Origin of the sequence: Sphingomonas canaveralia, assembly GCF_047238125.1 — a bacterium.
GTDB lineage: Bacteria > Pseudomonadota > Alphaproteobacteria > Sphingomonadales > Sphingomonadaceae > JBDFMH01.
This window is the reverse complement of sequence record NZ_JBDFMH010000001.1, coordinates 220,825-243,805: the sequence shown is the minus strand read 5'-3', so window position 1 is coordinate 243,805 and position 22,981 is coordinate 220,825. Positions and strand designations below refer to the sequence as shown.

At 67.4% G+C, this 22,981-nt stretch carries 18 protein-coding genes; 8 read left to right on the top strand and 10 right to left on the bottom strand.

Annotated elements, in window-relative coordinates; all coding sequences use genetic code 11:
* Window positions 1–6 precede the first annotated feature (6 nt).
* The 3 genes from ABC347_RS01170 (at window position 7) to ABC347_RS01160 (ending at window position 3,922) form a co-directional block, all read left to right on the top strand.
* Entirely contained in the window at window positions 7–441 is a 435-nt protein-coding gene (locus ABC347_RS01170; RefSeq protein ID WP_413243958.1) for a hypothetical protein, read from the top strand.
* A 67-nt stretch (window positions 442–508) separates the two neighbouring features.
* On the top strand, window positions 509–1,756 hold the full coding sequence (locus ABC347_RS01165) for a PepSY-associated TM helix domain-containing protein (protein WP_413243957.1): 1,248 nt from the start codon (window positions 509–511) through the stop codon (window positions 1,754–1,756).
* Window positions 1,757–1,771: 15 nt separating this feature from the next.
* Window positions 1,772–3,922, top strand: a complete 2,151-nt coding sequence (locus ABC347_RS01160) for a TonB-dependent receptor (RefSeq protein ID WP_413243956.1) — start codon at window positions 1,772–1,774, stop codon at window positions 3,920–3,922.
* Here ABC347_RS01160 and ABC347_RS01155 read toward each other — a convergent pair.
* The 8 genes from ABC347_RS01155 to ABC347_RS01120 all read right to left on the bottom strand — a co-directional run bounded on the left by ABC347_RS01155 (window position 3,853) and on the right by ABC347_RS01120 (window position 15,325).
* On the bottom strand, window positions 3,853–4,818 hold the full coding sequence (locus tag ABC347_RS01155) for an SDR family oxidoreductase (RefSeq protein WP_413243955.1): 966 nt from the start codon (window positions 4,816–4,818) through the stop codon (window positions 3,853–3,855). The two genes, ABC347_RS01160 and ABC347_RS01155, sit on opposite strands and share 70 nt — an antisense overlap.
* 25 nt (window positions 4,819–4,843) lie before the next feature.
* On the bottom strand, window positions 4,844–7,876 hold the full coding sequence (locus ABC347_RS01150) for a TonB-dependent receptor domain-containing protein (RefSeq protein WP_413243954.1): 3,033 nt from the start codon (window positions 7,874–7,876) through the stop codon (window positions 4,844–4,846).
* On the bottom strand, window positions 7,873–9,231 hold the full coding sequence (locus ABC347_RS01145) for an MFS transporter (protein WP_413243953.1): 1,359 nt from the start codon (window positions 9,229–9,231) through the stop codon (window positions 7,873–7,875). The genes ABC347_RS01150 and ABC347_RS01145 overlap by 4 nt, the downstream gene beginning before the upstream one ends.
* Window positions 9,228–11,315, bottom strand: coding sequence for an acetate--CoA ligase family protein (locus ABC347_RS01140; protein ID WP_413243952.1), 2,088 nt, complete (start codon window positions 11,313–11,315; stop codon window positions 9,228–9,230). Before ABC347_RS01140 ends, ABC347_RS01145 begins: the two co-directional genes overlap by 4 nt.
* A complete protein-coding gene (locus ABC347_RS01135) occupies window positions 11,300–12,082 on the bottom strand; it encodes an enoyl-CoA hydratase-related protein (RefSeq protein ID WP_413243951.1) in 783 nt (260 codons plus the stop codon). The genes ABC347_RS01140 and ABC347_RS01135 overlap by 16 nt, the downstream gene beginning before the upstream one ends.
* Window positions 12,083–12,320: 238 nt before the next feature.
* Window positions 12,321–13,223 carry a LysR family transcriptional regulator gene (locus ABC347_RS01130; RefSeq protein ID WP_413243950.1) on the bottom strand — a complete coding sequence of 301 codons (903 nt, stop codon included), beginning with the start codon at window positions 13,221–13,223 and terminating at the stop codon, window positions 12,321–12,323.
* Window positions 13,224–13,279: 56 nt separating this feature from the next.
* On the bottom strand, window positions 13,280–14,785 hold the full coding sequence (locus ABC347_RS01125) for an acetyl-CoA acetyltransferase (protein ID WP_413243949.1): 1,506 nt from the start codon (window positions 14,783–14,785) through the stop codon (window positions 13,280–13,282).
* Between the two features lie 147 nt (window positions 14,786–14,932).
* Window positions 14,933–15,325 carry a PilZ domain-containing protein gene (locus ABC347_RS01120; RefSeq protein ID WP_413243948.1) on the bottom strand — a complete coding sequence of 131 codons (393 nt, stop codon included), beginning with the start codon at window positions 15,323–15,325 and terminating at the stop codon, window positions 14,933–14,935.
* 88 nt (window positions 15,326–15,413) lie between these two features.
* On the opposite strand from ABC347_RS01120, the gene ABC347_RS01115 reads away from it, so the two are divergent.
* Together ABC347_RS01115 and bla are read left to right on the top strand one after the other, a co-directional pair.
* Window positions 15,414–15,749, top strand: coding sequence for a DMT family protein (locus ABC347_RS01115; RefSeq protein ID WP_413246973.1), 336 nt, complete (start codon window positions 15,414–15,416; stop codon window positions 15,747–15,749).
* A 4-nt stretch (window positions 15,750–15,753) separates the two neighbouring features.
* Entirely contained in the window at window positions 15,754–16,599 is an 846-nt protein-coding gene (gene bla / locus ABC347_RS01110) for a subclass B3 metallo-beta-lactamase (RefSeq protein WP_413243947.1), read from the top strand.
* A 3-nt stretch (window positions 16,600–16,602) separates the two neighbouring features.
* Here bla and ABC347_RS01105 read toward each other — a convergent pair whose 3' ends face one another.
* Window positions 16,603–17,868: a Xaa-Pro dipeptidase gene (locus ABC347_RS01105; RefSeq protein ID WP_413243946.1), complete on the bottom strand. Its 1,266-nt coding sequence runs from the start codon at window positions 17,866–17,868 to the stop codon at window positions 16,603–16,605.
* 65 nt (window positions 17,869–17,933) lie between these two features.
* Between ABC347_RS01105 and ABC347_RS01100 the strand changes: the two genes are divergently transcribed.
* Window positions 17,934–19,328 (top strand): M20/M25/M40 family metallo-hydrolase, encoded by a 1,395-nt coding sequence (locus tag ABC347_RS01100; protein WP_413243945.1) that lies wholly within the window; start codon window positions 17,934–17,936, stop codon window positions 19,326–19,328.
* A gap of 16 nt (window positions 19,329–19,344) precedes the next feature.
* Here the strand turns inward: ABC347_RS01100 and betI are convergent, their stop codons facing one another.
* Window positions 19,345–19,935, bottom strand: coding sequence for a transcriptional regulator BetI (gene betI / locus ABC347_RS01095; RefSeq protein WP_413243944.1), 591 nt, complete (start codon window positions 19,933–19,935; stop codon window positions 19,345–19,347).
* A gap of 77 nt (window positions 19,936–20,012) precedes the next feature.
* Between betI and ABC347_RS01090 the strand changes: the two genes are divergently transcribed.
* The gene (locus ABC347_RS01090; protein WP_413243943.1) at window positions 20,013–21,200 is read left to right on the top strand and encodes an aromatic ring-hydroxylating oxygenase subunit alpha; all 1,188 of its coding nucleotides are present in this window, start codon (window positions 20,013–20,015) and stop codon (window positions 21,198–21,200) included.
* 142 nt (window positions 21,201–21,342) lie between these two features.
* Entirely contained in the window at window positions 21,343–22,935 is a 1,593-nt protein-coding gene (locus ABC347_RS01085) for a phytoene desaturase family protein (protein ID WP_413243942.1), read from the top strand.
* Window positions 22,936–22,981: the final 46 nt, after the last annotated feature.

Below are 22,981 nucleotides of genomic sequence, written 5' to 3'. Positions count from 1 at the left end.
CGGCCGGTGCGGGGATCGCCGGGGCAGATCGATCTTTTGCAGGCCTTTCGTCGCCATATCCTCGCGCATCGCTCGCTCTGCGGGCTGCTGATCGCGCTTGCGCTGGCAATGAAGCTGCTGGTGCCGACCGGCTTCATGCCGACTGTGGCTGGCGGGCAGATCGTCGTCACGCTGTGTTCGGGCAGCGGCCCGGTCAAGATGATGATGACGCTTCCCGGCACCGGCCATCATGACGCCGACGATCATGGCGCGGCCAAGCATGAGCCGCCCTGCGCCTTTTCCGGACTGACCATGCCCGCGCTGTCAGGCGCGGATCCGGTGCTGCTGACAGCGCAGATCCTGTTTGCGATGGTGCTGGCGCTGCACGCGCTGGTCGCCATTCCCCTGCCTGCGCGCAGCTTCCTGCGCCCCCCGCTCAGGGCCCCGCCACTCTCCGCCTGATCCTCCGGTGACAATGTCGCGCGTCGGCCGCTGAGCGCCGCCGCGCCACCCGATCAGGACATTTTCCATGCAATCCATGTTGACCGGCCGGCCCGATGGGGCCGGTACGGGCACGGGTGCTGCCGGCGTCGCGCCGGCCGCAGGCAAGCCGCGTTCCGATGTCCGGAACCAGCCGCATGTCCGCACCCCTGCCCCGTTCTCGCTGCGCCGCCTGGTGCGCGGCATCCATCTGTGGATCGGCCTCGGCCTGGGCGGCTTGTTCGCACTGCTCGGGCTGACCGGTTCAGCGCTGGTCTTCTATGTCGGGATCGACGCCGCGCTCCACCCGGCGGTGCGCCCGCCCGCGATCGAGGCTGGGCCCGGCCCTGACTCGCCCGCCTGGGATCGCGCGCTCGCCACGGGCCGCGCGCGGCATCCCGATCCGGCAAGCACCTGGTCGATCGAGGTGACGGGCGAAGGCGGCCCGATCCCGGCGCGCTATTATCCGCCGAGCCGCCATCACGATCATCATTCCGAACGCGAGATGATCTGGTTCTCGGCCGACGGCCGCCACATCGTCCGCGCGGAACCGTGGGGCGGCTATCTGATGAGCTGGCTCTACGAACTGCACATGCACCTGCTGGCGGGCGAAGCCGGGCGGCTGATCGTCGGCTGGTCCGGCACCGTCATGCTGTTGCTGCTGCTGAGCGGGGTCGCCGCCTGGTGGCCGCGCGGGGCATGGCGCAAGGCGATCGCGTTCAAGCGCCGCGCCGCCCCGATCCGGCGGCTGCGCGATCTCCATAAGCTCACCGGGCTCGGCAGCGCCTTGCTGCTGATCATACTGGTCGCGACCGGCGTGCTGCTGGCGTTGCCCGAAGTGAAGGCCGCGCTGATCGCAGCGACGCCGGTGCCTGCGCCGCGTTCTGGCAGCCAGACCGGACGGCAGATCCCGATCGCGGATGCGCTGGCGGCAGCACAGCGCGCGCTGCCCGATGCACGGCTGGCCTTCATCGACGTCCCGGCCGCGGACGATGCCCCGTTCCGGCTGCGCATGCAGGTGCCGGGTGATCCGCACCGGCGCTTCCCCGGCAGCTTCGTGTTCGTCGATCAATATTCGGGTGCGGTGCTGGCCGTCCACGATCTGCGCAGCGGCACGGCAAGCGTCACCATCTCGGCCTGGATCCGCGGCCTGCACGACGGTTCCGCCGGCGGCCTCTTCGGGCGCTGCCTCGCAATCCTGATCGGCCTGACGCCGACCCTGCTGTTTGCCACCGGCCTGCTGCACTGGCGCCGTCGCACCCGTCGCGCGCCTCGACCCATCATCTCATTCGCCTGACAAGGAACCCACGCCATGAATACATCTTCCATCGCGATTGCGGCTGCCCTGCTCGCCGGCACGCCCGCTTTCGCCGAAGACGCCGTCGATCGCGCCGATGCCGGCACCATCGTCGTGACCGGCCAGAAACAGCTCGAGGAGCAACCGGACGTCGCGGGGCGGCTCGGCCTCACCAATCGCGAGACGCCGGCGATCGTCGATATCGTCAGCCAGGCCGATTTCCAGAACCAGGGGCTGCGTTCCGCGATCGAGGCAATCAATGCCGCGCCCGGCGTCACGTCCGGCAACCTGCCGGGATCGATCGCCTCGGCGTCGATGCGCGGCCTCACCCGCGCGGTGAACTATCTCTACGATGGCGTGCGCATGGCCAATTCGGATGTCGGCGTCCGCAACTGGGACAGCTGGATGTTCGAGCGGATCGAGGTGATCAAGGGGCCCGCCTCCGTTACCTCGGGCGAAGGCGCGCTGGCGGGCGCGATCAACTTCGTGCCGCGCCGCGCGATGCTGGGCAACGGCGCGACCGGCGAGATGCTCGCCAGCTATGGCAGCTTCGATACCGCCCGGCTCGCAGGCGATCTCAACCTGCCGCTGGGACGGACGGTGGCGGTGCGCGGCGATCTCTCCTTCTCGCGCTCGTCGGGCTGGATCGACGATACCGATAGCCGCACCTTCGCGGCATCCGGATCGCTGCTGTTCGCGCCCAGCGATCGCCTGTCGATCACGCTGGCGGTCGATCATTTCGAGGATGATTTCGACACCGCCTATTTCGGCACCCCCGTTGTCTCGCGCGCGGTGGCCCGGCGGCCATCGTCCGCCGTATCGGGTAGCGCCGGGCTGGTGCTGGACCGCGCGATGCGGCGTGTGAATTTCGATGTCGACGATGGCGGCATGGATTCGAACACGACCTGGCTGCGCGGCCGTGCCGAATATCGGTTGAGCAATGCGGTAAAGCTGGTCAGCGACACCAGCTACTACGACAGCGACCGCCACTATCTCGACGCTGACGAATATGGGTTCGACGCGGCCAGCGGCGGCATCGCGCGCGGGCTATCGCTGATCACGCACGATCACCAGTTCTGGAACCAGCGGCTGCACCTGAATGCCGACAGCGAAATCGGGGGCATGCGCAACCGGCTGACGATCGGCGGCGAGATCGGCCAGACCGATTTCTTCACCAAGCGCCGGTTCGGATCGACCGCGCCCGTCGATCCCTTCGATCCGGTCCGCGGCACCTTCCCGGCGGATACGCCCGCCAATTTCAGCACCCGCCAGGATGTGACGGCCAAGGTCGATCAATATGCGATCTTCGCGGAGGACGCACTGAACCTCACACCGGACTGGCTGCTCGTCGGGGGCATCCGCTACGATCATATCAAGCTCGATCGGCGCGTGCTGAACGCCACCAGCGGGGCGCTGCAGCGCTATGGCCAGCGTTATGATCCGGTGTCGTGGCGGGTCGGGTCGGTCTACAGCCTGACCCCGAAGACGCAGCTGTTCGCGCAATATACGCGCGCGGTGACGCCGATCAGCGGCCTGCTTTTCCTGAGCGCGACCAACGCCGCCTTCGATCTCACCAACGGCCGATCGGTGGAAGGCGGCATCAAGACATCGCTCGGCGGCAGCGGCGTCGAACTGACGGCATCGGTGTTCGACATCCGCCAGAACGATATCCTGACCCGCGATCCGGCCAACCCGGCGATCGTCTTCCAGGGCGGAAGCCTCAGGTCGCGCGGGATCGAAGCGGCGCTGAACATACCCGTCACGCCGGAGCTGAACCTCAGCGCCAGTGGCACGCTGCTCGATGCGAAATATCTCACGCTGGTCGAAGCCGGCGGCGTCGATCGCGCCGGCAATCGCCCGCCCAACGTGGCCGAGCGCGTGGGCGATCTGACGCTGACCTATGCGCCGCAGGTGGTGCCGCTGACGCTGACGGCAAGCGTGCGCCACAATGGCGATTTCTACACCTCGAACGCGAACAACGTGAAGGTAAACGCCTTTACCACGGTCGATGCCTCGATCACCTGGCGCACCGATTTCGGCACGATCACGGTGCGCGGCCGCAACCTGACCGACGCCTTCTACGCCGATTGGTCGGGCTACGCCTCCGGACTGGTGTTCGTCGGCGCGCCGCGCAGCGTGGAAATCGGCTTTTCCCGTTCGTTCTGATCGGAACGGGCGGCGGCGTGCCAATCCTGCGCCGCCGCCCATTCGGCGAAGGACGTCAGCCGCAGACCGAGCGGGTTCGCATCCACCACCAGAGGCGATCGCGGCTGTGCGTTGTACCAACCGTAGAAGCGGGCCATGCCGTGATAGACGCTACCCGGCGGCACGATCCGCGCGCCCGTCACCAGTTCGGCCATGTCTTCGGCAAAGGTCTGCGGATCGAGGCTGACGAAGCGGAGCAGGCGCCCGGCGGCGACGGTCAGCCGTTCCGCCACCTCGTCGCCGACCAGCGCCTCCGGCCCGCCGAGCGCGATCCGCGCGCCGCCGAGATCGTTGCGCACGACCGCCGCCGCCATCGCCGCAGCGATATCGGCGATGCAAACCCACGAGATGCGCAGCTGCGGCGCGGCGGGATAGGCGAAAACGCCGGATCCCACGATCGAAGGTCTCGCCCAGGGACGCGCCAGATTGTCCATGAACACCATCGGGCGGATGCTGGTGAAGTTCGCGCCGCTCGCCTCCAGCGCCGCTTCGATCGCGCGGCGGCCGTCATGCGCGGGCAAGCCGAGATCATGATCGGCGACGAAGCAGCTCGTATTGAACACGACCCTCGGCACGCCGGCGGCACGCACCGCTTCCCCCACCGCCTGCCCCATCGCGGCTGCGCGATCGCGATCATGCACGAACGGCAGGTGCAGGCAGAGCGCGTCGTGCCCCTGCATCGCTGCCGCCAGCGTGTCGGGCTGCTGGATATCCGCGGTGACCGCAGTCAGGCCGTTGGCCGGCACGATCCGCCCGGCATCGCGCGCGCCGGCGGTGACCTGATGGCCATCCGCCAGCAGCCGCGCGACCAGCGGCTGACCCTGATCGCCGGTCGCACCCAGCACGAAGATCCGCATCGCCCGCCCCCTGCCGATCGCCGCGTCAGAATTTGAAGCGGACGCCGGCGGTGAACGAACGGCCGACCGTATCGTAGATCGCCAGGTTGGTCGGCAGGTTGTTGGCGACGACGGTGCTGGGGATGATCGGCGGCTGCTTGTCAAACAGATTGTTGATGGTGGTGAAGAACTGGAAATTGCCGTTGGATTGCGGCACGTCCATCCGGAGCGTGAGATCGGTATACCAGACCGATCCGACCGACGGATCGACGAACGTGTTATTATACTGCACGAACCCGCCACCCGCGACCGGGCGGACACTGGGGATCGCGACTGTCAGCTTGCCGATATACTGCTGATTGATGTTGATGCCGAAATTCTTGTACGAATAATCGACGCTCAGGCTGCCGCGCCAGCGCGGGTAACCCGCCGGGTTGCCGCTGACCGTGCTGAGCCCGGTCAGATCCAGCGTGGCGGTGTTGGCGAATGCCCGCGTCTCATATTTCAGCAGGTGCGTGGCATAGAGCCGCAGCGCGAGCGCGGAGTCGCCGAGATTGGTGCGATAGCTGGCGTCGAAATCGATGCCGCGCGTCCGCAGGAAGGCGGTGTTGGCGGGCGCCACGAGCACGCTCGTCAGCGAGTTGTCGGCCCCGCGCGTGATCAGGCCGCATTCGGGTGCGCTGGCGCTGGCGCCGCAATTGTTGACGATCTGCTGGGCGGTCAGCGTGCCGATCTGCTTGTTCACGCGGATCTGGAAATAGTCGACCGCCAGGCTGAACCCGGGCAGGAAGCTGGGCGAAAGCACGCCCCCCCCGGTCAGCGTACGGGCGATCTCGGGCGTCAGATCGGGGTTGCCCCCGTTGAACAGCAACGCGGTCACCGCCGCGCCGCCCTGCGCGGGATCGATCACCTGCGTCAGCGCGGTGGTGCGCCCGGCGAACAGTTCGAACAGGTTCGGCGCACGGATGTCGCGCGACAGCGTGCCGCGCAGGCGAAGGTCCTCGATCGGCTGCCAGGTCGCGCCCAGCTTCCACGTCTTGACTGAACCCGATGTCGAATAGTCGGTGATGCGCGCCGCGCCGTTGACGCTCAATTCTTGGAAGAAGGGCGTATCCTTCAGGATCGGCACCGCTAGTTCGACGAAGCCTTCCTTCACGTTCAGGCTGCCATCGGCCACGCCGACGTTGGTCAGATAGTAAAAGAACTGGGATGCCGGCACTCCGCGTAGCCCCGCGAAATACGCGCTGCGGATCGCGGCGGTGGCCGCGGCAGTCTGCGCCGGCGTCGCGAGCGGCGGCGAAACCAGCAGCGACGGATCGGCATTGCTGGTCAGGTTCAGCGACTGGCGGCGATATTCGGCACCGACCGCGAAATCGACCGGGCCTGCCGGCAGATCGAACAGGCTGCCGCTGAGGTTGGCGACCACCGAATCCTGCTTCAGCCGGGCATTGTAGCGCGAGGTGCCGGTGGCATAGGCATAGCCGCCGGGCGTGGCCGCGGCCGGATTGACGCCGATGATGTTGAGCGGCTGGCAGCCGGCATATTGCGCGCGGATCGCAGCGTCCGGGTTCAGCAGCACGTTGCAGGTGATCGTGCCGGCCGCGATGCCGCCGGGGTTGCCCGCGGGCGCCACCACCGCATCGACCGCGGCGAACGCCTTCTTGATGTCGTAGAGGCCGGACTGCGCACTCTTCAGTTCGGAATCGCCATGCGTGTAGGCGATATCCCAGCTGAGGCCCGATCCGATCTTGCCTTCGATCCCGCCCGTGACCTGCCAGTAATCGGTCACGCTGCGCGTGCGGGGCAGCGGCTGGCCGGCATCATAGGTGCTGAGCGTGACGCTGCCGCCGGCCGGCAGCGAGGCATCGATCGCGGCCGGCAGGAACGGATTGCCCTTGTAGATGAAGGCCGTGTTCGGGGGGCTGAACGCGTTGGTGAGCGAGGTATAGCGCAGATCACTGCGCGCATAGATGCCCTGCGCGAAGACGCTGATATCGTCGGTCAGTTCATAGCTGGCCCGGCCGAACGCCTGGTAGGTGCGCAGCGGCGCGATCGCGCTGGCAGCGGCCGGGATCTGGAAGCCATCACCATTGGTGACGACACCGCCGGTGCCGGTGGCCGTGCCGGGATTGGCCGGACGGAAGCTGTTGGGGCCGATGAAGACGGTGTTGACGAACGGGTTGCCCGCCACGCTCGATCCGATGATCCGTCCGAACGGGGTGCCCGCGGTGATGAAGGCATTGGGCACGGCGACGTACGGATTATTCTCGCCACCGGGCAGGCACGCCGCGGTGCCGGCAGGCGTGCAGCCGACCGTGGCACCGACATAGGCATAGCCATCCCGCCCGATCTTGCGATCCGAGCGCTGCATGCCGGCGCTGTTGAAATATTCGCCGCTCAGCAGCAGATGGCCGCGGCCGCCCCCGAATTCGGTGCCATAGGCGAGGCCGAGGCGCTGGTTACCATTGTCGCCGCGCTGCGAAACGCCGGCCTGCGCCACGCCGGTGATGCCGGTGAAGCTGCGGTTGAGCACGAAATTAACGACGCCCGATACCGCATCGGAGCCGTATGCGGCCGAGGCACCGCCGGTCACGATATCGACCCGCTGGACCAGCAGGTTGGGAATCACGTTGGTGTCGAAGGTACCGAGATAGGTGGTCGGCGTGGTGCGCACGCCATCGAACAGGATCAGCGTGCGCGTCGGCCCGATGCCGCGCAGATTGAGCACATTGCCCGCGATCGGCGCGTTGGCGAAGTTGAGCGCGCTGCGCGACGGACTCTGCGAATTGGTGAACTGCGGCAGCTTGTTCAGCCCGTCCGGGATATTGGACGGGGTGGCCTTCAGCAGATCGTCGGTCGTCGCCACCGTCACCGGGGTCGGCGCGGTATAGCCGTCGCGCACGATGCGCGATCCGGTGACGATGATGTCCGGCCCTGCGGCATCATCGGCCGGGGCGGCGGCCGGATCGGCAGCGGCGGCAGCCTGATCGGATGGGCTGGCGGGCGGGGCTGCGTCTTGCGCCTGGGCGGCAGCGCCGAGACAGGCGAACGCGGTACCGGCGAGCAGATAGGCCTTCATGATGCTGGTCCCTCTCTAATGTCCGCCACTCTCGAGGGTGCCGGATCGGTTTCTGGTCTCAAATCTGGTCTATGTCGGATCACGCTGCCCAACATCAGCGTCGCCGCCAGCGCAGCGCCGCCGCCGACGATGGCGAGCGCCACGCTCAGCGGTTCACGCGCGCCCGCGGCGGCGGCGGCATCGCTGGCCAGGCCGACAAGCAGCGGGCCGAGCCCGGTGCCGAACAGGGCTGCGGCAAGGCTGGAGAGCGCGATCGCCTGGGCGCGCAGCGCGGTCGGCGCCACCAGCTGGAACGGGATCGATCCCATGCTGACGACGGCGCTGGTGAAGAACACGGCGATGCCGGCCAGCAGCACGACCGCGAGATAGCTTGGACCGAACGGAGCCGCGACGGCGAACGGCACGAGCAGCATCGCGCCGCCGCGCATGAAGCGCAGCGTGCGTTCCAGCATCCGGGCTTCGGCCGCACGCGAGATCACCCAGCCGGCAACCAATGTGCCCGCCGCGCCAGCGGCGATGTAAATGCTGCCGAAGCCCGCGCCCATCGCCGCCTCGCCCACCGGAAAGCGGCGGAGGATCGCGGTCGGCATCCAGGCGATGTGCGCGTTGAGCACGGTCACCACCAGCGCGATCGCGATCATGTAGACGATGCAGAAGCGCCACTGGCCGAGCATGAAATCGGCCAGATCGCGCACCGATCCGCCGGCCTGGCGCGCGGCACCGGGCGCGCGCGGCTCGCGGGTCAGCACCAGCATCGCGGGGGCGAGGAGCAGCAGGCCCGGCAGGCCGGCGAGGATGAACAGCGCCTGCCACGCCTCCAGCCCCCACGGCAGCGCGCTCGTCGACAACACGGCATAGAGCGCGCCGCCACCGATCAGCGCGATGCCGCCGCCGACGAAGGGGGAAAGCATGAAGAGCGATGTCGCGCGCGCCAGGCCGGGGCGGTCATGCGTATCGGCCATCAGCGTAAGCGCGGCCGGCGGCAGCCCGGCTTCCGACACGGCCAGTCCGATCCGCGCCAGCATCAACTGCCAGAAGCCCTGCGCCAGCCCGCAGGCGACCGTCATCAGGCTCCAGATCGCGACGCAGGCGGCCACGATCCGCGAGCGATCGCCCCGATCCGCCAGCCGCGCCAGCGGCACCGCCGCGATCACGTAGAACAGGGAAAAGCTGATCCCCTGCAGCAGCCCGATCTGGCTATCCGACAGGCCGAGCGAGGCCTTGATCGGCGTCACCAGCAGGCTCATCACCTGGCGATCGACATAGGACAACGCGAAACACAGCGTCAGCAGCAGCGTCAGCCCCCAGCGCCCGACCCCGCGGGCCTGCGGCATCGGCTGGGCGACCGCGATCACCGATCCTCCCAGACCGCCAGCGCGTCCAGCGCCTCGACCTCGGGGCCGCGCACCAGCAGCGGGTTGACTTCGAGCGCGACCAGATCGGGGCCGAGGCCGAGCGCGGCATCGCCGATCGCCTTGATCTGGCGCGCGATCGCGGCCCGATCCGCCGTCGGCTGGCCGCGATAGCCATCGAGCAGGCGGCTGCCGCGCAGCTCACCCAGCATCGCTTCGGCTTCGGTTTCGTCGATCGGCAATAGCCGCAGGCTGGTATCCGCCAGCGCCTCGATCCAGACGCCGCCCAACCCGACCGCGATCACCGGCCCCCAGGCCGATCGTGCGGTGCCCACGAACAGCTCGGTTCCCTTCGGCCGCATCGCCATGACGAGGCACCCTTCGATCGGCGCATCCGGATGCGCCTTGCGCGCCGCCGCCATGATCTCGTCGAACGCCGCGGTGATCGCGGCTTCGTCGTTCAGGTCGAGCCGGACGCCACCGATATCGCTCTTGTGCAAGATGGCGGGCGAAGCGATCTTGAGCACGACCGGACAGCCCATCGTCCGCCATGCCGCAACCGCTTCGCCCGCAGTAGGGGCGCAGACACGGGGAGGTGTGCTGACGCCCTTTCCTTCAAGATAGTCGAGCGCCTCGCGCTCGGATGCGGGCCGCGCGCCCGTATCGATACTCTCGGCCGCCGCCTTCGTGCGGCCGCCGCGAGCCAGCCGCTGCGCCGCCGCCAGCGCGCGCACGACAAGATCGAGCCCGCCGGCTGCCGCCGGAATGCCGAGCTCGGCGATCAGCGCCTGCACCGGCGGCGTGATCGGCATCAGCGCCTGGTTGATCAGCAGACCCGGCGTCTTGCCGGCACTCAGGCCTGCCCCGATCCGGCCCAGTGAATTGCGGTCGACATAATCCTCGAGCCGGCGGGGCACATCATACACGCAGGCGGTCAAGGCGATGGCCGGATCATCGGCGATGATCCGCAGCATCGTCTCGAACATCGATGGATCGCGGATCGCGGCGCCCGTCACGTCGAGCGGGTTGAAGGTGGCGCCATAGGACGCGATCACCGCCTGCAGCGCCGCCACCGTATCGGGGGCAAATGCCGGCAGCGACAGGCCATGATCCTCGGCCGCATCGGCAATGATCTCGCACGCGCCGCCGGAAATGGAAACGATGCCGACCCCGCCGTCGACCGGACCGGTGTGGACCAGCACGCCGGCCGTCGTCACCAGTTCCTCAAGCGATCCGACGCGGATCACGCCATCCTGCGCGCAGACCGCATCGAAGATCCGGTCGTCGCCGGTCACCGATCCGGTGTGGGCCTGTGCAAGCTTGGTGGCGAGTTCGGTCCGCCCCACCTTCAGCACCACCAGCGCCTTGCCGGCGGCGCGCACCGCCTGCGCCGCAGCGCGGAAGGCGGCGGGATCCTTGATCGTCTCGGCGAACAGCGCGATCACGCGCGTGGCCGGATCGCTTGCCAGGAAGGCGACGACATCGGCGGTGTGGATGTCGGCTTCGTTGCCGGTCGCGATCGCATAGCTGAGCCCAATGCCCTGTTGCTGCGCGAAGGATGCGATCACCTGCGTCGTCGCCCCGCTTTGCGAGACGATCGCCACCTGCCCGCGCTGCCAGCCATCGGCCACGGGGATCGGAGTGACAGGCACGGCATCGGTAAAATTGACGAAGCCCAAGCTGTTCGGGCCGATGAAGCGCAGCCCCCCGGCAGTGGCCGCTGCGACCAGCGCGTCCTGCGCGGCACCGCCGGCATCCCCGGTCTCGGCATAACCCGATGACAGGATCAGCGCGTTGCGGATGCCCGCTGCCGCAACGTCTGCCACCGCTTCGGCCACCGCATCAGTCGGCACGAAGATATAGGCCAGGTCCGCCGGCCCCGGCAGCTGCGCGCATGAGGTGACGGCATCACGCCCATGCGCCGGCGCACCGCGCTTGTTGACGAGATGGACCTCACCCGAATAGCCCATTTTGGCAAAATTGCCGTGGATCAGCTGCGACCAGGCGGACTTGTCGCTCGCACCCACGAGCACCACCGAACGCGGCCGGAAGAAGCTGTCCAGCGACATGGTCAGCGGCCGCTCCACTGCGGCGCACGCTTTTCGACGAAGGCGCGCGGGCCTTCCTTGAAATCGTCGGTGGTGACGAGATATTCCATCGTCCTGCGCATCGCCGCGATCGAGTCCGCTTCCGGCGATTCCTCTGCCGCACGCGCGATCTTCAGGCTTTCGCGCACCGAGATCGGCGCGTTCGCACAGATCTTGCGGGCCATGTCGAGCGCGGTATCGAGCACTGCATCCTCGGGCACGACGGCGTTGACCAGCCCCAGCGCATAGGCGCGGCGCGCATCGATCGGCTCGCCCAGCGCGATGATCTCCAGCGCGATCGCGCGCGGGATCTGGCGCGGCAGCCGATAGATGCCGCCCGCCCCGGCGATCAGACCGCGCTTCACTTCGGGCAGCCCCAGCACCGTCGTCTCGGCGATCACGCGCAGGTCGCAAGCGAGCGAGAATTCGAGGCCTCCGCCGAGCGCAGACCCGCGCACCGCCACGATCCATGGCTTGTCGCGCTTGGATTCGACGAAGCCGCCGAAGCCCCCTTCGGGCGTCGAAAGCTCGGCCGCGCGCCCCGCCGCCACTTCGGCCAGGTCAGCACCGGCGCAGAAAGTCGGGCCGCCGCTTGACGTCAGCACCACCGCCCAAATCGAGGGATCTGCCTCAGTTTCGGCCACGATTTCACCCAGCCGGCGCGCGACCGCGCCATTGACGGCATGGCGCTTCTCGGGTCGGTTCAGAGTGACGAGCGCGATATGCTCGTCGACGCGCTCGAAAAGCACGACTTCGGTGTCGGACATGATCGTCTCCAGCAGACGCACGACGACACAAGCTGCACTGCAGCGTGGATCGTTCCGCGTCGTGATGTCGTGAAGTGCGGAGCCCCCGCCGTTCAGCTCAGTCGCCGAACATGATTGCGCAGTTCAAGGTCATTCTCTCCCACCGACTTCGTGTTTGTCACGATAGCCTCGAACGGGAAGATGCGAGAGCCTTGGGAGCTTGTCTAATAGGTATAACGAATTTGTTGATGCGTTTTTCTTATGAAGCGGCGACCATCCGCATCGCATAGGTCCACAGCGCAGCCACCGGCGGGCTGCGGTCGCCCACCCGGCGAACAAGATTTAGGTTGAATGCCAAAGCATTCTCGGCGAGCGGGACGACGCTCAACCCGTCCGGCAGCATCGCGTTCGCCGAATAGTCACCGATGATCGAACAGACCCCGTTGCGCAGCGTGTTATGCATGATCGCAGGCATGCCGGATTCCGAAAGGTGGCTGACGCGCACGCCCGCCGCTTCCAGCACCGGTGCAATCGAATCGTGGAACGGCGGGTTCACGTTGCGGCGGAAGATGGCGATCTCGCGCCCTGCCAAAGCGGAAAGCGATACCGGCGCGATGCCCTCGCCGAATTCGCCGGTCGGCGCCAGCAGCCAGAGCCGGTAGCGCGCCACCACCATCGCCTCGCTCAGTGAATCGAGATGGGGGCCGACGGTGAAGGCGATGTCGAGCTCGCCATCGTGCAGCCGCTTCAGCAGTTCGACGGTCCACGCGTTCGAGACTTCCAGTTCGATATCCGGCCGCTCGCCCAGGAACCCGTCGATGATCGCGCTGCGCATCGGCATCTCGGCGGAGAAATCCGGCGCGCCCAACCGCAGCGTGGCGCCGGCATTGTCGCGAATCCGCCGGGCGAGCGCCCCCGCCCGGTCGGCCGCAGCCAAATAGTCCCGCGCGGCCGGCAGAAAGGCTTCCGCCTCGGGCGAGACGATAACCCCCTGGTTGCGGTTGCGCGCGAACAGGCGGAAGCCGAGCTGTTCTTCCAGCTTCCGGATCTGTACGGAGATCCATGGCTGCGCGACATGCAGGCGTTCGGCGGCGCGCGTGAACGATCGCTCGTCGGCGACCGCCACGAAACTGCGCACCAGCCGCACGTCGAGCTCGACCATATCCTCCCCCGCCGCGATCGCGCCGCGGTTCAGTGGCCCATGCTAGTGGCTTCGGCTCAGCGTTGCCACACGATCCTGTCACCCTGCCGCACCGCACGGCCCGTCGATCCGATCGGCTCGGCATCGTCCGCCATCAGGAATTCCAGCGTCTCGCGATCACTGCCCGGCACATGCGCCAGGAAGCGCGCGCCTTCCGGCGTCCGAGCGATCACGGTGCCGGATCGCGGCTGGCCATCGCGGCCGAACGGGATCGTGAACGTCTCGACCGTGCCTTCGCCTTCATGATCATCGACGAGTTCGGGCACCGCCCCGCGCCGTTCGTCCGCGATATGCTGCGCAGCATAATCCTGCGGGAAGGTGCCCGCGGGCTGTGGCGTGCGCGTCAGCACCAGCGAATGGCTATGGGTGGCATAGCCGCCATTGGCAACGATCAGGCCGTTGGTGCCGCCCGCGCGAAGCTTCTCCACCATCTGCGCGGCGGCGTGCATCATGCAGTTGCCGATCGGGCCGCCGCCGAAGGTGAGCCCGCCATAGACGCTGGCCGGCTTTTCCACCGGCCAGCCCAGCGCGCGGCGCGCCATCTTGGGCACGCAGGGAAAGCAGGAATAGAGCTCGACATGGTCGATCTCGTCAGCGACCAGCTTGTTGCGCTCGAGCGCGACTTCGATCGTCGTCTCCAGGCTGGCAGAGCGCGTATAGCTGTCGCGCAGCAGGAAATCGTCGGGTTCATGTGCGGCGGCACCCGCGCCGACATAGACGATACGATCCTCGGCCACGCCCAGTTCGCGCGCCATCGCCAGGCTGGCGACGATCACCGCCGCCCCCATGTTGACTGACGAGTTGGCCACCATCAGCTTGGTATAGGGGAAGCTGACCATGCGGTTGTCGAGGTTGGCATCGGCAATCTGCTCGGCCGCGACCGGCTTGCGGATCCACGCATTCGGATTGGCGGCGGCCACCTGCGAGAAGCCGGCCCAGATCGCCGCACTTTCCGCCTGCCCTTCGGCCAACGACTGGCCCCACGCGGCGCGGGTGGCATTTTCGTACAGCGGATAGACATCGATCGGTGTCAGCAGGCCATGCTTGCGGGCGATTGGCTTGGCGTTGGCAGCAGCGACTTCGGCGACCGAGCTTTTCGGCGGCTCGCGGCCCGCGGCGATATCGGCCTGAGCGCGCTTGGCGGCGGTGCGCAGCGCCTCTGCGCCGACCGCGGCGGCCAGCCGGATCTCACCCTTGCCGATCAGGTTGGCAGCGTCATTGATCAGCTGTAGGGGGCCATCGCCGCTCGCCTCGAACGTCTTGGTCAGCAGGCGCGGGCGCACCGCCAGCAGATCGGCCAGCGCCTCCTGCGGGGCGGGCATTGGAAAGCTGATCTCGTCTTCCACGCCCAGCCAGTCGAGCTTGTCGAGCAGCGCGACGCCGGCATCGCGCTCCGCCGCTTCGAGCGCGGCCTTCATCAGCTGGATCGAATCAAGCCCGTCGACCTCGACTGCGGGCCGATCGCAGATCTCCCCCACACCGATCAGAACCGGAATCAGATTGGCATCGCCCATCGCCGTCATCGCGAATCTCCACGCAAGGATCTCGGGAAAGCGGCGCGATATGGGCGTCTCGCGTCGCTTGGCGCCGGCTGAAGCCGACGCCGCTTCCTAGCCCGGCAATCGCCGGACGCGAACCCTATTCTTTTGCCGAGCGCCGATCGCCGCCGGTCACGCCGGCTGGCGCATCCGCTTCAGCAGGTCGCGGAGCGCAGGCGATCGCTCACCATCCCACTGTTCGTCGGCGGGCGCCGCGATGCTGCCGGCATCGAGCGCGCGGCGCAGGATGCTGGCTTCGAGCGCCTCCTTGAATGCGACGCCGAACATGCGCTCGTTGCACCACACGATCGTCGCCTGCACCGGCATCTGTCCGGGCAGGCGCAGCCACATCGCATCGCCGCGTGCGAAACTGGCATCGGCTTCCATGCGGAAGCCTTCGGCGGACAGATCGTGCAGCGTGGCAGGCTCGCCGCCAGCATCTTCGGCACCGATCTGGACCGCCAGGCGGACCATCGTGCGGGGCGATCGGCGGCGGTCGGTGCTGAGTTCGGCGAAATCGGACATGTCCCTGCTATCGCCCGCCATTCTTTGCGAACCGGTTAAGATGCCGATCGATCTGGTCGAATGCGGCGCGCGGTGGCATGGGCGGGCGATGCCTACGATCCTGCTGCTCGTCACGTCCAATATCTTCATGACGGTCGCCTGGTACTGGCACCTGAAGGGCGGCATGGAAAAGCCGCTGCTGATCGTGATCCTGATCAGCTGGGGGATTGCGCTGTTCGAATATTGCCTGGCCGTGCCCGCCAACCGGATCGGCTATGCCAATGGCTGGAGCGCGGGCCAGCTGAAAGTGGCGCAGGAAGCGATCGCACTGATCATCTTCGGCAGCTTCATGGTGCTGGTGCTGAAGGAACCGCTGCACTGGCGGCACTTCGCTGCATTCACCTGCATCATGGCCGGGGTCGGCTTCCTGTTCGTTGGGAAATAAGCGCGTGACGCGGATCGTGCTGCTGCTCGCCCTGTTCGCCGGCCCCGCGCTCGCGCAGGATCCGCCGGCCTGGACGCGGCCGACCGCGCCGTTCCGCGTCGTGGGTCCGATCCACTATGTCGGCACCGAAGGGCTGGCCGCCTATCTGATCGAAACCTCGCGCGGGCTGATCCTGATCGACGGCACGATGGAGGAAAATGTGCCCGCGATCGAACGCAGCATCGCCGCGCTCGGCTTCAGGCTGAAGGACGTGAAGCTGCTGCTGAACAGCCACGCCCATTTCGATCATGCCGCGGGCCTGGCGAAGCTGAAGGCGGACAGCGGGGCCGCCCTGCTCGCCTCTCCGCGCGATCGGCCCGCGCTGGAGTCGGGCCGACCGATCGGTGAGACAAGCTATGGGGAGGTCCGCTTCCCGGCGGTAAAGGTCGATCGCGTGCTGGCCGATGGCCGGCCGGTGCGGCTGGGCGACGTCACTCTGATCCCGACCTTCACGCCCGGTCACACCACCGGCTGCACGACGTGGTCGATGAAGATACGGGACGGCGGCCGGCTGCTGGACGTCGTCTTCCCGTGCAGCATCACCGTCGCCGGCAACCGGCTCGTCGGCAATCGCGGCTATCCCGGCATCGTCGCCAATTTCCACGCCAGTTTTCGCAAGCTCGCGAGGATGCATGCCGATGTCGTGCTGCCCGCGCACCCCGAGGCGGCGGACATGCTCGGCCGCAAGGCGCGCCGCGACGCGGGCGATCGGGATGCGATGCTGATGCCCGGCCTGCTGCCGAAACTGGTGCGCGACGCCGAAGCCGCGTTCGAAGTGGCGCTGGCGAAGGAGCAGGCAGCGTCGCGTTGACCGTTACTGGACCACCCCGCCCTTCATCACGGCCGCCACCTTTTCAAGCACCGTGACATCCGCAAGTGGATCGCCCGCCACTGCAATGAGATCGGCATAACGCCCCGGTGCGATCGCGCCGACATCGGCCTCCATCCGCAACATCGTTGCCGCGCTGATCGTGGCCGCCTGAATTGCCTGCATCGGCGTCATCCCGAACCGGACCATATAGGCGAATTGCCTGCCGTTCTGGCCGTGCGGATAGACGCCGGCATCGGTGCCATAGGCGATCCGCGCACCGGCCTTTACCGCGGCGCGGAAGCCCGCGCGCTGGGCATCGGTCGTCTCGCGGTTCTTGCGCATATATTCGGCGGGCCAGCCGGCTTTCGCTCCTTCTGCCTCGATCCAGTCGCCATTGTAGATGTCCATCACCAGCCAGACGCCCTTCGCCTTGGCCAGCGCGATCCCCTCGGCATCGATCAGCGAGGCATGCTCGATCGATCGCACGCCCGCGCGGATCGCGGCCCTGATGCCGTCCGCGCCGTGCGCATGTGCGGTGACGAGCCCACCATTGGCCGCGGCTTCCTCCACTGCGGCGCGCATCTCGGCCTCGGACAGTTCCAGCCGCCCGGGCTCAGTGCCGACCGCCAGCACCGCGCCGGTCGCGATCAGCTTGATCGAATTCACCCGCCGCTGGAACAGGAAGCGCACCTTCTGCCGCACCTCGGCCGGCGAGGTGACGACGCCCAGCCGCATGTCGGGCGGGATCGCGACATCGGGCGCGAAGCCGGTCACGTCGCCGCCGCCGCCCGGCACGGTGATATAGGCACCGACCACGTTCATCCGCGGCCCCGGCACGTGGCCCGCGGCGATGGCATCGCGCAACGCGACATCGGTCAGCCCGCGATAGCAGCCGACATCGTGTACGGTGGTGAACCCCGCCTTCAGTGTCGCGCGCGCATTCTCGGCACCCTTCAGCGCAGTCTCTGCGGCAGAATGCATCAGCGGCGTGGCGGGGTGGGAATCGGCGAAATCGGCCAGATGGGTGTGCGCATCGATCAGCCCGGGCAGCACGGTGCGCGTCGACCAGTCGATCACCGGCCCGTCGGCCGGTGCCTCGCGCCACGGAGAGATCGTAGTGACCCGCTCATCCTCGATCCGGATCAGTTGATCGGTCAGCACCCTGCCCGCCACGACATCGACCATCCGGCCGGCGCGGACATAGCTGACCGCCGCCTGCGCGGGGCCGCCTGCCGCCAGCGCGATCATCAGCAGCAGCCGTGTGATCATGATCTTCCCCCTTGCCGCGCCGCGCGCCGCCGCTAGCCTTGTCCCATCATCGGGGAGAATAGCGCATGGTCGGCAGGGTCTTGGCAAGCATGGTCGCAGGCGCGCTGCTGGCGGCCCAGCCTGGCGGCGCGGCCGCCGCCCCCGTCACCCCACAGGAAAGCGCACAGGCGCTGGACATGCTGAAGCGCGGGATCGGCTTTCGCAGCGTGGCCGGCAAGGGCAACCAGGTGCCGGCCTATGCGGCCTATCTGAAGGAACAGCTGGTCGCCGGCGGCTTCCCCGCGGCCGACATCAGCATCACGCCGTTCGAGGATACCGCCGTCCTGCTCGCGCGCTGGCGCGGTAGCGACGCCAAGGCGAAGCCGATCATCCTGTCCGGCCATATGGACGTGGTCGAGGCCGATCCGAAGGACTGGACGCGCGATCCCTTCACCGCGGTCGTCGAGAATGGCTTCGTCTATGGCCGTGGCAGCCTGGACAACAAGGCCGGCATCACCGTGATGGTGGCGACGCTCGCCAAGCTGCGCCGCGAAGGCTTCCGCCCGCGCCGCGATATCGTGCTGGCGCTTTCGGGCGCGGAGGAGACGAGCTTCAAATCCACCAAGCTGCTCGCCGGCCAGCTCAAGGGGGCGGAACTGCTGCTCAATTCGGACGCGGGCGGCGCGGCGATCGACGACAAGACCGGCAAGCCGCAGGTCTATGGCATCCAGGCCGCCGAGAAGACCTATGCCGATTACCGCATCACCATCACCGATCCGGGCGGCCATTCCAGCCGGCCGACCGCGACCAACCCGATCACCGCGTTAGCCAAATCGATCGAGGCGATCTCGGCCTATGCCTTCCCGGTCCAATCCAGTGAGCTGACCCGCGCCTTCTTCCGCGCAACCGCCACCCAGACGCCAGGCGATATGGGCGAGGCGATGAAGCGCTTCGCAGCCAATCCCGACGATGCCGGCGCGGCCGCCACCCTATCCGCCGCGCCCGAATGGGTGGGGCAACTGCGCACAACCTGCGTGCCGACGATGCTCGATGGCGGCCATGCGCCGAACGCCTTGCCGCAGCGCGCTTCGGTACTGGTCAATTGCCGCATCTATCCCGGCGTCTCGATCGCCAGCGTGGGTGAGGAACTGGCGAAGCTCGCCGGGCCGCGCGCCAAGATCGAGGTCGTCGGCGATCAGGACATGAGCGATGCCTCTCCGCTGCGGCCGGATGTGATGGCGGCGCTGCGCAAGGCGATCGACGCCCGCGCACCCGGCCTGCCGATCGTGCCGATGATGGAAGCCGGCGCCACCGACAGCGTCGCCTTCCGCGCGCTCGGCATCCCCAGCTACGGCGTCGGCCCGGTCTTCATCAAGGCGGGCGACGAATTCGCCCACGGCCTGAACGAGCGGGTACCGGTGGAGTCGATTTCGGGCGGCATCGCGCAGTGGACGGTGCTGGTGCGCGAACTGGCGAAATGATGAACGCCCCTCCCTTTCAGGAGGGAGAGAGCATCGCCGCCATTGCCCGTTCCGCGATTGCCCCGGCCTCGGCCGGCGTGAAGCTCGTCGGATCGAGCGACAGTTCGAGCCACAGCCCGTCGACCACGGCGCCGATCCCGATCGCGGCCAGGCGGGCATCCGCTGCGGGTGCGGCAGCGTGGACCAGATCCTCGATCACCGCGCGGTAGCGGGCATAGCTGCGGGCATGGATCGCCGCCATTTCGGGCGATGATTTGGCCAGGCTCCAGAAGCCGAGCCAAGTGGCCAGCAGCGCACCATCCGCGATCGCGGGCGCGAAGCTGGCGGTGACATAGGCGGCAAGACGCGCGCGGGGATCGGCGCCCGCCGCCGCCATTGCCGTCTCCAGGCTCGCCTGCACGATATCCGCCACCTGGTCATAGGTCGCTTCCACCAGCGCATCGATGCCCGCGAAATAATGGCGCAGCAGCCCGGGGGAAACGCCGGCCTCCGCGCAGACCGTACGTACCGAGACGCCCTGCGCGCCCGCCCGTGCCAGAACGGCGCGGGTGGCATCGATCAGCGCCTGCCTGCGGGCATCGGGGGCGCGGGTGAAGGCTCGGGTCATGGCCGAAATTCTATGCCGGGCTTGCGCGCACGCCAACCCTGTTTTACGGTCGTATAACAAGCTCGGAGTCGAGAAGCATGGCCCGTCGGTTCGCCACCATCGAGGATGCGCCCGCGATCGATCCCGATGCCGATTTCAGCCTGCCGGGCTGGCTCTATCATGATCCCGAGTTCGCCGCGGTGGAGGCGGAACGCGTGCTGCGCCCATCGTGGCAGATCGTGTGCCATCGCAATGATCTGAAGCAGCCGGGCGATTGGCGCACGATCGATTATGTCGGCGAAAGCGTCGTCGTCGTGCTGGGGGATGATGGCGTGGTCCGCGCCTTCGCCAATGTCTGCCGCCACCGCGCAATGCGGCTGGTCGACGGGACCGCCGGCTGCGCGAAGAAGCTTGTGTGCCCCTATCATGCCTGGACCTACGAGCTCGATGGCCGGCTGTCGGGCGTGCCGATGCGGCGCGATTATCCGGCGCTGACTCTTGAGGATAACGGCCTCGTGCCCGTCGCGCTGGAGAGTTGGCAGGGCTTCCTGTTCGTGCGGCTCGACGATGACGGCGGCCCGTCCGTGGCCGAGATGATGGCGCCCTATGCGGACGAGATCGCACCCTATCGCTTCGCCGAAATGGAGACGATCAGCCCGATCCGGCTTCGCGAACGCGCCGTGAACTGGAAGAATGTCGGCGACAATTATTCGGACAATCTCCACATCCCCGTCGCGCATGACGGGCTGACCCGGCTGTTCGGGAAAAGCTATGCGATCGAGGCGCAGCCCTGGGTGGACAAGATGTCGGGCCGCATCGTCGACCGGCCATCGGACAATGTGTGGGAACGCTTTTACCAGCGCCACCTTCCGCACGTCGATCATCTGCCCGAGCAGAACCAGCGGCTGTGGCTCTATTACAAGCTCTGGCCGAACATGGCGTTCGACATTTATGCCGATCAGATCGATTTCATGCAGTGGCTGCCGACCTCGCCAACGACATGCGTGCTGCGCGAGATGGCGTTCGCGCTGCCCGATGACCGGCGCGAGATGCGGCTGGTGCGCTATGCCAATTGGCGGATCAACCGCGTCGTCAATGCCGAGGATACTTGGCTGATCGAGCGGGTGCAGCAGGGCATGGCATCGCGCAGCTATCAGGTAGGGCCGATCGGGGCGAGCGAGGTGTGCTTGCGAAGCTTCGCCCGCAAGCTGCGCGAGCGCATTCCGGAAGCCAGGCTGCACCGCGCGCCGCCCCCGGGCTGGTCGCGCCGGGCGGGGACCAATTGAGCATTCGATCCTCCCCGGAACGGGGAGGGGGACCGCGTGAAACGCGGTGGAGGGGGCGCGCGGCAAGCGGAGTGGCCGGGGAAATCCCCCTCCACCACGCCGCTGCGCGGCGCGGTCCCCCTCCCCGTGTCGGGGAGGATCTATGAAGAACTACGACGCGATCATCATCGGCGGCGGGCACAACGGCCTCGTCTGCGCCTTCTATCTCGCCCGCGCGGGCCTCAAGGTGCGCGTGCTGGAGCGGCGCCATGTCGTCGGCGGCGCCGCCGTCACCGAGGAATTCCATCCCGGTTTCCGCAATTCCACCGCCAGCTACACAGTCAGCCTGCTGCGCCCCAAGGTGATCGCCGACATGAAGCTGCACGATCGCGGCTTCCGCATCATCGAGCGCACGATCAGCAACTTCTTCCCCTTCCCCGACACCTATCTGAAGCTTGGCGGCGGCACTGCGCGCACCCAGGCGGAATTCGCACGCTTTTCGCAGAAGGATGCCGACACCTATCCCGCCTATGATGCGGCGCTGGAGAAGGTCGCTCAGGTGCTGCGCGATCTTGCGCTGAAATCCCCGCCCAATGTCGGCGGCGGCATCCGCGCGCTGCTCTCCGGCGCGTCGCAGGGCTGGCCGCTGGCGAAGATGGGGATCGAGGCACAGCGCGATCTGCTCGACGTGTTCACCAAATCCGCCCGCGATTTCCTCGACGGCTGGTTCGAGGACGATCATGTGAAGTCGGCCTTCGCGTTCGATGCGGTGGTCGGCAACTATGCCGGCGTCTCCACGCCCGGATCGGCCTATGTGCTGCTGCACCATGTGTTCGGCGAGGTGAACGGTAAATATGGCGCTTGGGGACATTCGGTCGGCGGCATGGGCGCGATCACCCAGGCGATGGCGAAGGCGTGCGAGGATGCCGGCGTCGAGATCAGCCTGGATGCGCCGGTCGCAAAACTGCTGACCGATGGCGGCAAGGCCGCTGGCGTGCGGCTGGAAAGTGGCGAGGAGATCGCGGCGGGCATCGTTGCCGCCAATGTCGGCCCGGCGCTGCTCTATCGCCGTATGGTTGATCCGTCCGATCTACCGGCCGATTTCAAGCGCAGGATCGACAGCTACAAGACCGGATCGGGCACGTTCCGGATGAACGTGGCGCTTTCCGAGCTGCCCGATTTCACCGTGCTCCCCGGCCGCGACAAGGCCGAGCACCATACCGCGGGCATCATCATCGCGCCCGGCATGGATTATATGGACCAGGCCTTCATCGATGCGCAGCAGCATGGCTGGTCGCGCAAGCCGATCGTCGAGATGAAGCTGCCGACCACGGTCGATGACAGTCTGGCCCCGCCCGGCCAGCACATCGCCAGCCTGTTCTGCCAGCAGTTCGACCCGAAGGTGGATTGGGACACGCACCGCGAGGCAGTGGCGGATCTGATCATCGATACCGTCAACGACCATGCGCCGAACTTCAAGGCCAGCATCATCGCGCGCCAGATCCATTCGCCGCTTGATCTGGAACGCAAGTTCGGGCTGATCGGCGGCGACATCTTCCACGGCAATATGGGGCTGGATCAGCTCTGGGCGGCGCGACCGGTGCTCGGCCACGGCGATTATCGTGGGCCGATCAAGGGGCTCTACATGTGCGGATCGGGCACGCATCCCGGCGGTGGGGTGACGGGTGCGCCCGGGCACAATGCCGCGCACGAGATCCTGCGCGATCGCAGCGTCGTCGGGCGCCTGTTCGGCTGACATTCCCCGCCGTCATCCCGGCGAAAGCCGGGATCCAGAGCCACGG

What these genes read in the sequence shown, in the direction of transcription:
- ABC347_RS01165 (WP_413243957.1), top strand. Translation starts at nt 509, where the DNA reads ATGCAATCCATGTTGACCGGCCGGCCCGATGGGGCCGGTACGGGCACG.
- ABC347_RS01160 (WP_413243956.1), top strand. Translation starts at nt 1,772, where the DNA reads ATGAATACATCTTCCATCGCGATTGCGGCTGCCCTGCTCGCCGGCACG.
- ABC347_RS01155 (WP_413243955.1), bottom strand. Translation starts at nt 4,818, where the DNA reads ATGCGGATCTTCGTGCTGGGTGCGACCGGCGATCAGGGTCAGCCGCTG.
- ABC347_RS01150 (WP_413243954.1), bottom strand. Translation starts at nt 7,876, where the DNA reads ATGAAGGCCTATCTGCTCGCCGGTACCGCGTTCGCCTGTCTCGGCGCT.
- ABC347_RS01135 (WP_413243951.1), bottom strand. Translation starts at nt 12,082, where the DNA reads ATGTCCGACACCGAAGTCGTGCTTTTCGAGCGCGTCGACGAGCATATC.
- ABC347_RS01130 (WP_413243950.1), bottom strand. Translation starts at nt 13,223, where the DNA reads ATGGTCGAGCTCGACGTGCGGCTGGTGCGCAGTTTCGTGGCGGTCGCC.
- ABC347_RS01125 (WP_413243949.1), bottom strand. Translation starts at nt 14,785, where the DNA reads ATGACGGCGATGGGCGATGCCAATCTGATTCCGGTTCTGATCGGTGTG.
- ABC347_RS01120 (WP_413243948.1), bottom strand. Translation starts at nt 15,325, where the DNA reads ATGTCCGATTTCGCCGAACTCAGCACCGACCGCCGCCGATCGCCCCGC.
- ABC347_RS01115 (WP_413246973.1), top strand. Translation starts at nt 15,414, where the DNA reads ATGCCTACGATCCTGCTGCTCGTCACGTCCAATATCTTCATGACGGTC.
- ABC347_RS01105 (WP_413243946.1), bottom strand. Translation starts at nt 17,868, where the DNA reads ATGATCACACGGCTGCTGCTGATGATCGCGCTGGCGGCAGGCGGCCCC.
- ABC347_RS01100 (WP_413243945.1), top strand. Translation starts at nt 17,934, where the DNA reads ATGGTCGGCAGGGTCTTGGCAAGCATGGTCGCAGGCGCGCTGCTGGCG.
- betI (WP_413243944.1), bottom strand. Translation starts at nt 19,935, where the DNA reads ATGACCCGAGCCTTCACCCGCGCCCCCGATGCCCGCAGGCAGGCGCTG.
- ABC347_RS01090 (WP_413243943.1), top strand. Translation starts at nt 20,013, where the DNA reads ATGGCCCGTCGGTTCGCCACCATCGAGGATGCGCCCGCGATCGATCCC.
- ABC347_RS01085 (WP_413243942.1), top strand. Translation starts at nt 21,343, where the DNA reads ATGAAGAACTACGACGCGATCATCATCGGCGGCGGGCACAACGGCCTC.